This is a genomic window from Jidongwangia harbinensis, assembly GCF_020216025.1.
Classification (GTDB): domain Bacteria; phylum Actinomycetota; class Actinomycetes; order Mycobacteriales; family Micromonosporaceae; genus Actinoplanes; species Actinoplanes harbinensis.
This window is the reverse complement of sequence record NZ_JAIWNC010000008.1, coordinates 1-12,926: the sequence shown is the minus strand read 5'-3', so window position 1 is coordinate 12,926 and position 12,926 is coordinate 1. Positions and strand designations below refer to the sequence as shown.

Here is a 12,926-nt window from a genome sequence, read left to right as displayed (position 1 = left end):
GGGAGGGTGAGTGGTGAGCGGTCGCAGCAACAACGGCGGTGGGTGGCCGCACGATGGTGGCTCCCCGGACGATCTTCCCGACCTGCCCGACGAGTGGGGCGTCATCGTCGTCCCCGACGACCTCTCCGAGCTGGACGACGAGGTCCGGGCCATCCGCGCCGAGCTGCACCTGCCCGAGCACCGCACCCGCTGGCAGCAGTTCACCGACCGGCCCGCCTTCCGCAGACTGCGCCGGCTGGCCGCCGCCGGGCTCCGCGCCCCCATGCTGATCATCTCGCTGGCCGTCCTGGTGACCGTGGCCAGTCTGTTCGCCTCGGCCTGGCCCGGACCGCCCCGGTCGCCGGCCACCCCGCGCGCCGTCAGCACCACCGACGACCAGGGAGACACCCTGCCGGCACTGGAGCTGATCGGACCGGACGGCAATCCGGTCGCGCTCCGTGGCCATCTGCCCGCCGTGGTCCTGCTCACCGAGAGTTGTGCGTGCGCCCGGCTGGTGGCGGACACCATCGCGGCGGTTCGCCGGGACATCGCCGTGGTGACCGTTTCGTCCACCGGTCCGTCACCCGGCACGGTGCCGCCCACCGGCGCCACGCCCCAGGCTCAGGGCAAGATCGTCCGGCAACTCCGCGACCCCACCGACGAACTCCGCTCCCACCTCGATCTCGGCACGCCCGACGGCACCGCGGCGGCCGTGCTGGTCAACCGGGGCGGGGAGATCGTCCGCAAGGTGCCGCGGCTCGCCTCGGTGACGGACCTCCGCGCCGACCTCGCCCGGCTGTAGCCAGCCCACCGTCCCGAGAGTCCGCCGGCCGTGGCCGGCGCACCGGAACACCGACGTCGTCCGCGCTACGGGCCGAGAGCGCGGTCCAGCCGCCAGCGGAACACCACGCTCCCCGTGTCCGCCGGCTCGCTGGTCACCAGCATGAAGAACTCGCCGGGCAGGCCCAGGTCGTCGAGCTGCTCGCGGACCGGGTCGTCGGCGCACCGCACCGCCCGGCCGGAGTCGCTGCTCACCGCGCTCAGCCGGACCCGGACCCGGCCGGTGCCGGCACAGACCATGATGAGCGTGTACGCCCCGCTGTCCACCGGCGCCGTGCGTTCCCGGGTGGTCACGCCGGTCAGCACCATGGTGTCCGCGACCGCCTGCCGCGGCTCGTCCGGCAACAGTCCCTCGGCGGTCGCCCGCCACGCCGCCACCCGCGGGTCCACGCCGGTGTCCGGGGCGGCACGCACGAACCACACCGCGCCGGTCAGCAGCACCACCCCGGTGGCCGCGTACAGCACCACGCCGCGCGACCGGTCCCCCATCACCCGGTCAGCGTAGAAGCTTCCAGGAGCGTGGCGTAGAGCGTAAGCCCCGGACCGAAGGCCAGCATCACCACGTGCCGGGGTGGCCGCGGCCGCCGGCGGAGCGCGTCCAGCACCAGCAGCACCGTCGGTGAGGAGCAGTTTCCGTACGTGGCCAGCACGTCCCGGCTGGCGGCGAGCGCGTCCGGACCGAGGTCCAGATGCTCCGCCACCACGTCGAGAATCTTCGGGCCGCCGGGGTGCACCGCCCAGCCGTCCACCTCGCCGACGGTCAGCCCGTGCCGGGCCAGCAACTCGTCCACCAGCGCCCGGACGTGCACCGCCAGCACCGTCGGCACCTGCGGGGACAGGCCCATCCGGAAACCCAGGTCGGTGATCTCCCAGGTCATGTGGTCGGCGGTGGTGGTGTCGGTGACCGCGGCGACCTCGCGCACCGCGTACCCCGGACGGTCGTCGCCGGGGGTGACCACGACGGCGGCCGCCGCGTCCGAGAACAGCGCGTGCGACACGATCTGCTGGATGTCCGTGCGGGTGCCGGCGGGCTGCAGGTGCAGGCTGGTCAGCTCCGCGCAGAGCAGCAGCGCGGGACGGTCCCGGGCGATCGCGAAGTCGGACACCGTGCCCAGCCCCGGCAGCGCCGCGTAACACCCCATGTGCCCGACGAACAGCCGCTGCACGCCGGGCGACATCCCCATGTCCCGGGCCAGCAGGATGTCCAGTCCGGGGGTGGCGTACCCGGTGCAGGAGCAGACCGCGAACAGGCCGAGTTCGTCGGCCGCGACCCCGGCGTCGGTGAGCGCCCGGCCCACCGCCTCCTTGCCGAGCGGGATCGCCTCCACCCGGTAGCGGCGCATCCGGCGCTCGGTGGACCAGTCCGACACGTCCTCCAGCAGCGGGCTGACCACCGCCTGCCGGGTACGGACACCGGCGTTCTCGAAGATCCGCCTGGCCAGCCCGCGCGCGCCCCCCGCCGCGTAGTGGCCGGCGAAGAAGCCGTCCCACAGGTCCTGCTGCACCGCCGACGGTGGTAGTGCGGTGCCGATGCCGGCGATGGTCGCGGTCCTCTTCACATGTGCCTCCCCAGGCCGTACCCCGCCGCGGATTGCATACCCTCACCAGCGCGGTGCAGACCCCTCCGAGTCCGGATCTCCGCCGAGAGCCTCGACACCCAGCCAGTCCGCGCAGACGTCCGATGTCGCCGGTTGCAGCGAGCCGGCCCGGGCGTCCCGGTACAGGCGCTCCAGCGGGTGCCCGCGGCGCATCGCGGACGTGCCGGCCGCCTCCAGCATCGAGGCGGACACCTCGGCCGCGGTCGTGCCGGCCAGCAGCTTGGCCCGCCACACCCACCGGTTCGTCTCGGCGTCGCCGGGGGCCTCGTCGACCCGGCGGGCGGCTTCCAGGACCGCGAGGTGCGCGGCGGCGACCGCGGCGTCGGCCCGGCCGATCCGGGCGCGGACGGCCGGCAGGTGCCCCAGCTTCCGGGCGGTGACGTGCTCCACGGCGGCGTCCACGGCGGCCCGGGCCACCCCGACGTACACCGCCGCATAGCTGGCCACCATCCAGTGTGGAGCGAGCTGGGCCACCACCAGGGCCAGTCCCTCGACGCCGCCGAGCAGGGCGCCGACCGGCACCGTGACGTCCACGTGCAGGTCGTGCGACCCGGTGGCACGCATGCCGAGCGCGTCCCAGGTCGGCTCGACCCGGAGGCCGTCGCCGGCCGGCACCAGGAACTGCGAGACCTGCGCCGGATCGGCGTCGCTGCGCGCGGCGACCAGGTACGCGTCCGCGTGCCCGGCACCCGAGCAGAACGTCTTCGCCCCGGTCAGGTGGAAGCCGCCGTCCACCGCCCGGTACGTGGTGGTCATCTCGGACAGCCGGGAGCCGGCGCCGCGCTCGCTCATCGCGACCGCGTACCAGCTGCCGTTCGCGGCCGCCTTGAGGTACTGGTCCCGGGCGGCGAGCGCCTCCGGCGGCAGGCCCAGCGCGTCGGCCAGCCCGTCGGTGACGCCGCTGAGCGCGCCGGTGACCGAGGCGTGCATGTTGAAGATCAGTGCGGTGGCGCCGTTGCCGCGGGCCAGCTCGTACGCCACCCGGGCGTAGTCCGCGAAGCCGGCGCCGGCGCCACCGAGACGTTCCGGGACCATCAGCCCGAACAGGCCGGCCGCCCGCAGATCGGCGAAGTCGTCCACCGGAAAGGCGCCGTCGGAGTCGTAGCCGGCCGCCCGGGCCGCGAACCGCGGCGCCAGCCGCCTCGCTTCGTCGATCATCTGGGTCCCCTTACTGTTTGCGTCCTTCGCCCTGGTAGAGCACCGCCGTGGAGAACGTCGGCACCATCCGTCCCATCGGCCGGCGGGCGGTGGCACCGTGCGGCAGCACCAGCCAGCGCACCAGCCCCGTCATCGTCGGACGGATCCCGCGGACCCGCAGCGCGACACCGTGCCGGGCGAACTCGGCGGCCAGCCGGCGCGGGCGGACGAACAGCGCCGGGTCGTGCAGGCCCACCGGCGCGATGCCCAGCCACTCGCCGGCGGTCACCGTGACGAACCGGCCCAGCGCGGTGTCGTTGACCGTGTCCAGCACCACCAGGCCACCGGGCCGCAGCACCCGGGCCAGTTCGGCGACCGTGCCGGGCAGGTCGGTCACGTGCTCGAGGATCTCGCCGGCCGCCACCACGTCGGCACACCCGTCGGCGAGCGGCAGGGCGCTCACGTCGCCGGCCACCGGGAGCACCCCCCGGGCGGCGGACTGGGTCAGGCCGGGCCGCCGCAGGTCCACTCCGACGTGCCGGTAGCCCAGGTGCCGGATGTGCGGCGCGAGCAGGCCGCCGCCGCAGCCGGCGTCCACCAGCACCGCGCCCGGGCGGACGGCGGGCGGCACCCGGGTGGCCCGGGCGGCGGCCAGCCAGTGCAGCAGTTCGAAGTCGCCGCCCGGTCGCCACCACTGCCCGGCCAGGTCGTCGTACTGGCGCGGGTCGTTGCGTACCGGCGGGGCCATGCGACTGAGCGTGGCACGCCCACGTCCCAACCACCACACTGCTCTCATGTCTCGCGCCATCGCTCTGCTGCGGTCCGCCCACCCCGAGCCGGGCGGGGCGGTGACCCTGGCCATGACGCTGCTCGCGGCGGGTGTCGGGCACCGCGGCTGGGGCCTGGCCGGCGTGTGCGCGGCGGTGGCCGCCACCCAGCTGGCGGTGGGCTGGGTGAACGACTGGCTGGACGCGGACCGGGACCGGGTCGCCGGGCGCACCGACAAGCCGGTGGCCGAGGGCGCGGTGGGTCGGCGTACCGTCGGGCTCGCCGGTCTGCTCGCCGCGCTGGCCATCCCGTTCCTGGGCCTGCCGTTCGGCCCGGCCGCGACAGTCTGCATCACGCTGGTCGGCGTCTTCGCGCTGCTGTACGACTGGCCGCTGAAGTCCACCGCGTTCTCGGTGGTGCCCTACCTGGTGGCGTTCGGGCTGTTGCCGGCGTTCGTGGTGGTGGCCCTGCCCGGCCACCCGGCGCCGCCGGCCTGGCTGGTGGCGGCCGGTGCGCTGCTCGGCGGCGGCGCCCACTTCGCCAACGTGCTGCCCGATCTGGCGGACGACGCCGCCACCGGGGTCCGCGGCCTGCCGCACCGGCTCGGCGCCACCTGGTCCCAGATCGCGGCCGGGGTGCTGCTGCTGGCCGCGACGCTCACGCTGGTCTTCGGGCCGGCCGGACCGCCGTCCTGGGCCGGCATCGCGGCCGCCGCGGCCGCCGTCGTGGTCCTTCCCCTGGGGTGGTACGCGGCCCGCCGCGCCCAGGGCCGCCCGGTGGCGATGTTCCGGGCGGTCATCGTGGTGGCACTCATCGACGTGCTCCTGCTCATCCTCAGCGGGCGGGTGGTGTGATGGACGGGTCGCCGCACGCGGAGGGATCACCTCCCTCTAGGCTGAGCCTCACGCCCGGTATCGGAAGTTGGAGGACTGTGATGCGCACGTTGGGAACCCGCCGCGCCGCCCTGGTCGCGGGCGTTGCCACGGTCGCCGCCGTCGCACTGGCCGCCTGCAGCGCCGGGCAGGTCGCCGAGACTGCGCTCAAGAACCCGTCGACCGACGGCGTCAACACACAGAACGCCGACGCCAGCGTGCTGATCCGCGGGCTCGCGGTGACCTACCCCGGCACCGAGGGCTACGAGGCCGGCGGGAACGCGCCGCTCGAGGTCAACCTCTACAACGAGACCACCCAGGAAATCACGGTGCTGGTCAGCAGCCAGCCGCTGACCGCCGGCGGCGAGGGCCGCGGCGTGGTGTCGGCCCGCGCGGTCGGCCTGGTCGGCGGCAGCCCGACGACGCCCAGCTCGGCCCTTCCGGAGCCGTCCGGCAGCCGCCCGGTGGCCACCCCGGACTCCGACGCCGGCCCGTCCGGTTCGGTGGAGCAGCCGTCCGCGTCCGGCGACCCGTCAGTGGACCCGTCCGAGACCGCGGATCCCGCGCCGTCGACCGAGCCCGCTCCGGTCGACGCCCGCCCGGCCCGGATCGCCATCGGCCCGCTCAGCTTCGTCTCCTTCCAGCCGGGTAACGCCGAGACGCTGCAGGCCATCGGCCTCAGCGACCGGCTCGCGCCGGGCAACTCGGTGAACCTGGTGTTCGAGTTCAGCAACGGCACCCAGCCCCTGGTGGTGCAGGCCCCGGTCGCGGTGGCGACGTCCCCGGCTTCGCGCGCCCCCGGCGGCGAGGCCGAGGAACACGAGGGCTGAGCGGTTATGTCGTACCGCCCGGCTAGCTTGTCCGGGTGACGTCTTCCCGCACGACCACCAAGGCTCCCCGCCCCGCGTTCGTCTGCGACGCGTGCGGCCACCAGCCGCCGAAGTGGCTGGGTCGCTGCCCGGAGTGTCACGAGTGGGGCTCGGTCATCGAGTCCACCGTGACCGGACCGGTGGTCTCCGGCCGGGTGGTGAGTTCACGGCTGCCGGCCGAGCCGGCCCGGCCGATCGCCCAGATCAGCGCGGCGCCGGCCAAGGCGGTGCCGACCAACGTCAGCGAGCTCGACCGGGTGCTCGGCGGCGGGCTGGTGCCCGGCGCCGTGGTGCTGCTCGCCGGTGAGCCCGGCGTGGGCAAGTCCACGCTGCTGCTCGACGTCGCCCAGCAGTGGGCGGCCGGTGCCGGCACACCGTCCCTCGTGGTCAGCGGCGAGGAATCGGTGAGTCAGGTGCGCCTGCGTGCCGAGCGCCTGGGCGCCCTGCACGAGCGGCTCTACCTGGCGTCCGAGAGCGACCTCGGTGCGGTCCTCGGCCACCTCGACGCGGTCAAGCCCGGGCTGCTGGTGCTCGACTCGGTGCAGACCATCTCGACCCCGGGCACCGAGGGCGTGCCGGGCGGCGTCACCCAGGTCCGGGCGGTGACCTCGGCGCTGGTCAGCATCGCCAAGGAGCGCGGCATCGCCACCGTCCTGGTGGGGCACGTCACCAAGGACGGGCAGGTGGCCGGCCCCCGGGTGCTGGAGCACCTGGTCGACGTGGTGCTGCACTTCGAGGGCGACAAACACTCGTCGCTGCGGCTGGTCCGCGGCGTGAAGAACCGGTTCGGCGCGGCCGACGAGGTGGGCTGCTTCGAAATGCACGAGGGCGGCATCAGCAGCCTGGCCGACCCGTCCGGGCTGTTCCTCACCCGCTATTCCGAGCCGGTGCCCGGCACCTGCGTGACGGTCGCGATGGAGGGACGCCGGGCGCTGGTCACCGAGGTGCAGGCGCTGATCGGTGCGGAGGTGCAGGGCTCGCCCCGGCGGACCGTGTCCGGCCTCGACAGCGCCCGCCTGGCCATGGTGCTCGCCGTGCTGGAGCGCCGCACCAAGCAGCTCAAGCTCTACAACCGCGAGGTCTTCGCGGCGACCGTGGGCGGCATCCGCCTGGTCGAGCCGTCCGCCGACCTGGCCATGGCGCTCGCGGTGGCCTCCGGCGGGCTGGATCTGGCCATGGCACCGCACCTGGTGGCGATCGGCGAGGTCGGGCTGACCGGCGAGATCCGCCGGGTGGGCGCGGTCGGCCGGCGGCTCGCCGAGGCGGCCCGGCTCGGTTTCCGGCACGCTCTGGTCCCGCCCGGGTGCGGCCCCGACGGCACCGGCAGCGCCCCGGCGGGCATGCAGGTGACCGAGGTGGGCGACCTCAAGTCGGCGCTGCAGTCGGCGGCCCGGGTCTCCGCCGCACACGGCACCCGGTAACGTGCGGTCACCATTGATCACGCTACGGAGCATTCATCGAACCGCGGCTCGTTGACCTGGATCGGGGTCCGTAGAATGTACAGGTGCCGCTCGACCGCGATGGTTCCAAGCCTCCCGCCGCCCCTGCGACGCCACGCCCTGGCGTCAACGGCTCGGCGCCCAGAGCGGCGTCCGTGAACCCGCCCGGCCTCACCGGCAGCGGCGCCAGCGCGGCCGACCCGCTACGCGCCAACCTCGCGCTGATGGCACCCGGCACGGCCCTGCGGGACGGCCTCGAACGCATTCTCCGCGGCCGCACCGGCGCCCTGATCGTCCTCGGTCACGACGCTGTGGTGGAAAGCATCTGCACCGGCGGTTTCGCGCTGGACGTGGAGTTCTCCGCGACCCGGCTGCGCGAGCTGTGCAAGATGGACGGCGCGGTGGTGCTGTCCAGCGACGGCACCCGCATCGTCCGGGCGGCCGTGCACCTGATGCCCGACCCGGGCATCCCGTCGGAGGAGTCCGGCACCCGGCACCGCACCGCCGAGCGGGTGGCGAAGCAGTCCGGCTTCCCGGTGATCTCGGTGAGCCAGTCGATGCGCATCATCGGGCTGTATGTGAATGGTCAGCGCCACGTCCTCGACGACTCCGCCGCGATCCTGTCCCGGGCCAACCAGGCGCTGGCCACGCTGGAGCGGTACAAGCTGCGGCTGGACGAGGTGTCCGGCACGCTCTCCGCGCTGGAGATCGAAGACCTGGTGACCGTGCGCGACGCGGTGGCGGTGGTGCAGCGCCTCGAGATGGTGCGCCGGATCGCCGACGAGATCTCCGGTTACGTGGTGGAGCTGGGCACCGACGGCCGCCTGCTCGCCCTCCAGCTGGACGAGCTGATGGCCGGCGTCGACTCCGACCGCACCCTGGTGATCCGCGACTACCTGCCGACCGGCCGCAAGTCCCGCACGCTCGACGAGGCCCTGGTCGAACTCGACCTGCTGTCCGCCACCGAGATGATCGACCTGGTCGCGGTGGCCAAGGCGATCGGGTACGGCGGCGCCTCGGACGCCCTGGACGCCGCGGTGAGCCCTCGCGGGTTCCGGCTGCTGGCCAAGGTGCCGCGGCTGCCCGGCCCGATCGTGGACCGGCTGGTGCACCACTTCGGCAGCCTGCAACGGTTGCTCGGCGCCACGGTGGAGGACCTGCAGGCAGTCGAGGGTGTCGGCGACGCCCGAGCGCGCGGCGTCCGGGAGGGCCTGTCCCGGCTGGCCGAGGCATCGATCCTGGAACGTTACGTCTGAGTTCCCGGCCATCGGACTACTCGTTCCCGCCTGGTGCGCGTGAACCATCCGCGCAAATGCGGTGACCCACGGCGGTGGTGCCGGGTGCAGGCGGCTGGAACCGGCTCCGACGACGGGAACGGGTCCGATTGGCTGGAACGGCTTCGGGCTGGACGGCCTTCGGGCTGGACGGCCTTCGGGCTGGACGGGCCTTCGGGCTGGACGGCTTGCCTGCGGGTGGCGACTCGTTCGGGATGCGGTAGGTCGCGGAGTTCGACAACGCGGCGACCTCGCCGTCCGATGTGCGGCCTTCTTCCGGCTCCAGGGCTCGACCCGCGCGGGGCTCGACCCGCACCGGGCTCGACCCGCACCGGGCTCGACCGGTATGCCGCTTGCCCGGAATGCCGCTTGCCCGGAATGCCGCTTGCCCGGTATGCCGCTTGCCCGGTATGCCGCTTGCCCGGTATGCGGCCTTGTTCCGACGAGATCTTGGAGGCGTGAGCAAATCTTGGAGCCGTAGTGCCCCCTGGAGGGCCGCGAGCCACCAAGATCTGCCCAAGCCTCCAAGATCTGCCTGGGTCCTCCAAGATCTGTGCGCCCCGGAGAACTCGCACCCCTTGGCATACCTACCCACCACGGAACCGAGCACCGACCTCGTCCACACCTGGTCCCGCCATCGGGTGCAGTGCTGGTCTTGGGGGGTCACCGAGCGGTGCCCGGCGCCCAGTCACCCGGTCCCCCACACAGCGGGGACGGTACGTTTCGAGCCGGTCAGCCGACCGCCGGCGCTCAGGCCGTGACGGCCAGCGCCACCGGTTCGCTGATCTTGGTGCCGAGGCGGGCGCGGAGCTCGTACTGGCCCTGGGGCGGAGCCGGGCCGGCGGGCTGGGCACCGGTGCACTTGCTCGACTGGCGGCCGTTCCAGGTCACCTGGTACTCATACTCGGAGCCGGGCTGCATGCGCTGCGGATTGGGACTGCGGTCGGAGTTGCAGGTGTCCGACGACCAGTACTTCCGCGCGCCCTGGTCGATGTAGAGCTCCTGGGCGCCGGCGCCGAGGTCCCGCGTGCAGACCCGGGCCGAGATGTTCTTGATCTTCAGCTTGAGGACGACCGGGGTGCCGCGCTTCGCCGACGTGGCGGTCGGCATGGGGGTCAGGGACACCTCGTTGTCGCCGCAACCGGTCGCGGTCGCCGCCGTCACGTTCGCGTTGGTGCCGGTGCCGTTGGCGCCGCCGGACGGTGGGACACCCTCGCCGTCGTCCGGATCCTCCGGTTGCAGGTCTTCCGGGGCGGGCAGCGACGGGTCGGCGTCCGGTCCGACGTCCGCGAACGACGTCTCCACCCCGGGGGTGGACCCGGCCGGTGCCGGAGTCGGAGGCAACGACGCCGAGGCACCCTGCCCGCGCTGCGGCTTCTCGTCCTCGCCCCCGCAGGACACGAACAGCAGGATGACGACGACCAGTAGTGCTCCCAGCACTACGGCCCGGCGCCGCCAGTACACGGCGGGCGGAAGGGGACCAACCGTCGATCGCATGATGGAGTCACGGTACGCCCGGTGGACCATCCGAACGGTCGCGACGCGCCGATTACGCGACACCGACTCGCGCACCGATCGTTGAACACCTCCGCGCCTAAGGTCTGTTCGTAACCCGGCCAAGTGCGAGGCGAGGTCCAGGGGTCGGCTGGCGTCGGCCACAGGGCGGCCTCATACCGGGGGTTTATGTGGCCGTTCTGCGGACGCCGTCAGCCGGCGCCTGGGCCACGCCGTAGCCCTGGCCGGATTCCCCAACAGGCCTTAGAGGTAGACCTTCCGTTGATGGATCGCGTGGGCGCCGGCCACCCGGTCCAGGAACAGCTTCCCGGCACAGTGGTCGATCTCGTGCTGCAGCGCGCGGGCCTCGAAGGCGTCCGTGCCGAACCGGACCGGTTCCGCGGTGCCCGGGAGCACCCCTTCGACCACGACCCGGCTGGCCCGTTTCACGTCGCCGGTCAGGTCCGGCACCGACATGCAGCCCTCACGACCCGGCCGCCACCGGCTGGCCTCCACGATCCGGGCGTTGCACAGCACGAACGTGCCGTGCGTGGTGGCCGTCTTGGGGTGCTGCGTGACGTCCACGACGAACAGCTGCGCGCCGACGCCCACCTGCGGCGCCGCCAGGCCGACGCAGCCCGGGGAGACGCGCATGGTGGCGACCAGGTCCGCGGCCAGCTGCACGGTCGCCGGGTCGGCGGGGTCCACTTCCACACCCACCCCGCTGAGTACGGCGGCGGGCGCGCTGACCACCGGCAGCACCTTGCCGTCGACGCCGAGCAGTTCGGGTTTCCAGTCGCCGAGTGCCTCGGTCACAGGATCTCCGTGTCCGCTCGGCGCAACGTGACGTCGACGCCCAGCTCGCCGGCGGCCGCGGTGAGCCGCTCGCGGAGTTCGTCGGCCGCGTCGCGGGGCAGGTCCACCTCCGCGATGATCACGTACAGCGGGCCGGTGAGCCGGGTGGTGAGATCGGTGATGTTCCCACCGGCCGCGGCGACCACCCGGGTGACCGCGGCGACGATGCCCAGCCGGTCCGCCCCGTGCACGCTCACCAGGTACGGGTCGCCGCTCTCGGCGGAGTCGTCCTCGGGTTCCACCGCCCGCACCGTGGCCAGCAGCTTGCCGTCCGCGTTGAGCGGGGCGAGCGCCTTCTCCACCGCCTCGGGGGCCGGGCCGGTACAGATCAGGGTCATGGCGAAGTGACCGCGGAGCCGGGTCATCGTCGAGTCGGACAGGTTGGCCCCGACGCCGGCCAGCGCCTCCGCCACGTCGGCGACGATGCCGGTCCGGTCGGGCCCGATCACGGTGATGGCGAGTTCATGCACCCGCCTACAGTAAGGCTCGTTATGACCCCATCAGACCTCCCCACCCCCGCCCCGGGCAGTTGGGCCGACGAAGCCATCGCCTGGTACGACCAGAACGCCCGCGACCTGCCGTGGCGGACACCCGGAATCAGCGCCTGGGGTGTCCTGATCAGCGAGGTGATGCTGCAGCAGACGCCGGTGGTCCGGGTGCTCCCGGCCTGGCACTCGTGGATGACCCGGTGGCCCACGCCGGCCGCGCTGGCACAGGATCCGCCGGCCGAGGCGATCCGGATGTGGGGCCGGCTGGGCTATCCGCGCCGGGCGATGCGGCTGCACCAGTGCGCGGTCGCGCTGGTGGAGCGGCACGACGGCGAGGTGCCCGACGACCTGGACCAGTTGCTCGCGCTGCCGGGCATCGGCACCTACACGGCGCGGGCGGTCGCCACGTTCGCGTACGGGCAGCGTCACCCGGTCGTGGACACCAACGTGCGCCGGGTGGTGTCCCGGGCGGTCGAGGGGCTGCCGGACGCCGGCCCGACGACCACGAACGCCGATCTGGTGGCGACGGCCGAGTTGCTGCCGGAGGAGCCGGCCCGGGCCGCCCGGGCCAGCATCGCGTTCATGGAGCTGGGCGCGTTGATCTGCACCGCCCGGTCGCCGAAGTGTCCGGACTGCCCCTTCGAGTCGGTCTGTGCATGGCGGCGGAGCGGAGCGCCGGCCCCGGCCGGTCCGACCCGCCGCCCGCAGCGGTACGCGGGCACCGACCGCCAGGTGCGCGGCCTGCTGCTGGAGGTGCTGCGGCACGCCACCGGCCCGGTGCCCCGGCAGCGCCTGGACGTCGTGTGGGCGGACGACGTGCAGCGCGCCCGGGCCCTGGCCGGGCTGGTCGAGGACGGGCTGGTGGAGCCGCTCGGCTCGGACGCCGACCGGTTCGTCCTGGCCGGGGACGGCTCCCGCACCGACGTCCAGCAGCTTTAGCGCCGGACGCGGAACGGCCCGGCTGCCGTGGCAGCCGGGCCGTTCCGATGACGGATGGTGCGAATCACTCCTCGGCGGCTGCCGCGCCCAGGTCGGCCGGCACGGCGTCCGGCACGGTCGGACCGCGGTCGGCACCCTTGAAGACCAGCTTGGACTTCTCGATGTTGTCCGGGTCGCCCTCGCAGTCGACCAGGACGATCTGCCCGGGCCGCAACTCGTTGAACAGGATCTGCTCGGACAGGCTGTCCTCCAGGTCCCGCTGGATCGTCCGGCGCAACGGCCGCGCACCCAGCACCGGGTCGTAACCCTTCTTCGCCAGGTACCGCCGCGCGTTGTCGGTCAGCTCCAGACCCATGTCCTTGTTCCGCAGCTGA

General features: G+C 73.6%; 14 protein-coding genes. 6 read left to right on the top strand and 8 right to left on the bottom strand.

Annotated features, from left to right (window positions below):
* Positions 1–13: 13 nt before the first annotated feature.
* Positions 14–781, top strand: a complete 768-nt coding sequence (locus LDL48_RS12025) for a hypothetical protein (protein WP_225255152.1) — start codon at positions 14–16, stop codon at positions 779–781.
* Positions 782–846: 65 nt separating this feature from the next.
* On the opposite strand, the gene LDL48_RS12020 is transcribed toward LDL48_RS12025, so the two are convergent.
* The 4 genes from LDL48_RS12020 to LDL48_RS12005 are packed head-to-tail and all read right to left on the bottom strand — an operon-like array spanning position 847 to position 4,302.
* Positions 847–1,308, bottom strand: coding sequence for a DUF6023 family protein (locus LDL48_RS12020; protein WP_225255439.1), 462 nt, complete (start codon positions 1,306–1,308; stop codon positions 847–849).
* Positions 1,308–2,378 (bottom strand): type III polyketide synthase, encoded by a 1,071-nt coding sequence (locus LDL48_RS12015; protein WP_225255151.1) that lies wholly within the window; start codon positions 2,376–2,378, stop codon positions 1,308–1,310. The genes LDL48_RS12020 and LDL48_RS12015 overlap by 1 nt, the downstream gene beginning before the upstream one ends.
* 42 nt (positions 2,379–2,420) lie before the next feature.
* The gene (locus LDL48_RS12010) at positions 2,421–3,575 is read right to left on the bottom strand and encodes an acyl-CoA dehydrogenase family protein (protein ID WP_225255150.1); all 1,155 of its coding nucleotides are present in this window, start codon (positions 3,573–3,575) and stop codon (positions 2,421–2,423) included.
* A gap of 10 nt (positions 3,576–3,585) precedes the next feature.
* Positions 3,586–4,302 carry a methyltransferase domain-containing protein gene (locus LDL48_RS12005; protein WP_225255149.1) on the bottom strand — a complete coding sequence of 239 codons (717 nt, stop codon included), beginning with the start codon at positions 4,300–4,302 and terminating at the stop codon, positions 3,586–3,588.
* Positions 4,303–4,348: 46 nt separating this feature from the next.
* Here LDL48_RS12005 and LDL48_RS12000 point away from each other — a divergent pair, with 46 nt between their 5' ends.
* From LDL48_RS12000 to disA, 4 genes are all read left to right on the top strand, one after another.
* Positions 4,349–5,176, top strand: a complete 828-nt coding sequence (locus LDL48_RS12000) for a UbiA family prenyltransferase (protein WP_225255148.1) — start codon at positions 4,349–4,351, stop codon at positions 5,174–5,176.
* 80 nt (positions 5,177–5,256) lie between these two features.
* Positions 5,257–6,024 carry a hypothetical protein gene (locus tag LDL48_RS11995; protein WP_225255147.1) on the top strand — a complete coding sequence of 256 codons (768 nt, stop codon included), beginning with the start codon at positions 5,257–5,259 and terminating at the stop codon, positions 6,022–6,024.
* A gap of 35 nt (positions 6,025–6,059) precedes the next feature.
* Positions 6,060–7,484, top strand: coding sequence for a DNA repair protein RadA (gene radA / locus LDL48_RS11990; protein WP_225255146.1), 1,425 nt, complete (start codon positions 6,060–6,062; stop codon positions 7,482–7,484).
* Between the two features lie 83 nt (positions 7,485–7,567).
* Positions 7,568–8,758 carry a DNA integrity scanning diadenylate cyclase DisA gene (gene disA / locus LDL48_RS11985; RefSeq protein ID WP_372472113.1) on the top strand — a complete coding sequence of 397 codons (1,191 nt, stop codon included), beginning with the start codon at positions 7,568–7,570 and terminating at the stop codon, positions 8,756–8,758.
* Between the two features lie 768 nt (positions 8,759–9,526).
* Here disA and LDL48_RS11980 read toward each other — a convergent pair.
* From LDL48_RS11980 to LDL48_RS11970, 3 genes are all read right to left on the bottom strand, one after another.
* Positions 9,527–10,273 carry an adhesin gene (locus LDL48_RS11980; RefSeq protein WP_225255144.1) on the bottom strand — a complete coding sequence of 249 codons (747 nt, stop codon included), beginning with the start codon at positions 10,271–10,273 and terminating at the stop codon, positions 9,527–9,529.
* 261 nt (positions 10,274–10,534) lie between these two features.
* Positions 10,535–11,086 (bottom strand): peptide deformylase, encoded by a 552-nt coding sequence (locus LDL48_RS11975; RefSeq protein WP_225255143.1) that lies wholly within the window; start codon positions 11,084–11,086, stop codon positions 10,535–10,537.
* Positions 11,083–11,595: a glycine cleavage system transcriptional repressor gene (locus tag LDL48_RS11970; RefSeq protein WP_225255142.1), complete on the bottom strand. Its 513-nt coding sequence runs from the start codon at positions 11,593–11,595 to the stop codon at positions 11,083–11,085. Before LDL48_RS11970 ends, LDL48_RS11975 begins: the two co-directional genes overlap by 4 nt.
* Positions 11,596–11,616: 21 nt before the next feature.
* Between LDL48_RS11970 and LDL48_RS11965 the strand changes: the two genes are divergently transcribed.
* On the top strand, positions 11,617–12,552 hold the full coding sequence (locus LDL48_RS11965) for an HhH-GPD family protein (RefSeq protein ID WP_225255141.1): 936 nt from the start codon (positions 11,617–11,619) through the stop codon (positions 12,550–12,552).
* A gap of 64 nt (positions 12,553–12,616) precedes the next feature.
* Here LDL48_RS11965 and LDL48_RS11960 read toward each other — a convergent pair.
* On the bottom strand, positions 12,617–12,926 hold a 310-nt coding region (locus tag LDL48_RS11960), incomplete at its 5' end, for a ClpB D2-like domain containing protein (protein ID WP_504785487.1).

Bases quoted from the DNA above. Each gene is read 5' to 3' on its own strand.
- LDL48_RS11965 (WP_225255141.1), top strand. From the start codon at position 11,617: ATGACCCCATCAGACCTCCCCACCCCCGCCCCGGGCAGTTGGGCCGAC.
- LDL48_RS12010 (WP_225255150.1), bottom strand. From the start codon at position 3,575: ATGATCGACGAAGCGAGGCGGCTGGCGCCGCGGTTCGCGGCCCGGGCG.
- LDL48_RS12000 (WP_225255148.1), top strand. From the start codon at position 4,349: ATGTCTCGCGCCATCGCTCTGCTGCGGTCCGCCCACCCCGAGCCGGGC.
- LDL48_RS12020 (WP_225255439.1), bottom strand. From the start codon at position 1,308: ATGGGGGACCGGTCGCGCGGCGTGGTGCTGTACGCGGCCACCGGGGTG.
- LDL48_RS12005 (WP_225255149.1), bottom strand. From the start codon at position 4,302: ATGGCCCCGCCGGTACGCAACGACCCGCGCCAGTACGACGACCTGGCC.
- LDL48_RS11980 (WP_225255144.1), bottom strand. From the start codon at position 10,273: ATGCGATCGACGGTTGGTCCCCTTCCGCCCGCCGTGTACTGGCGGCGC.
- LDL48_RS11995 (WP_225255147.1), top strand. From the start codon at position 5,257: ATGCGCACGTTGGGAACCCGCCGCGCCGCCCTGGTCGCGGGCGTTGCC.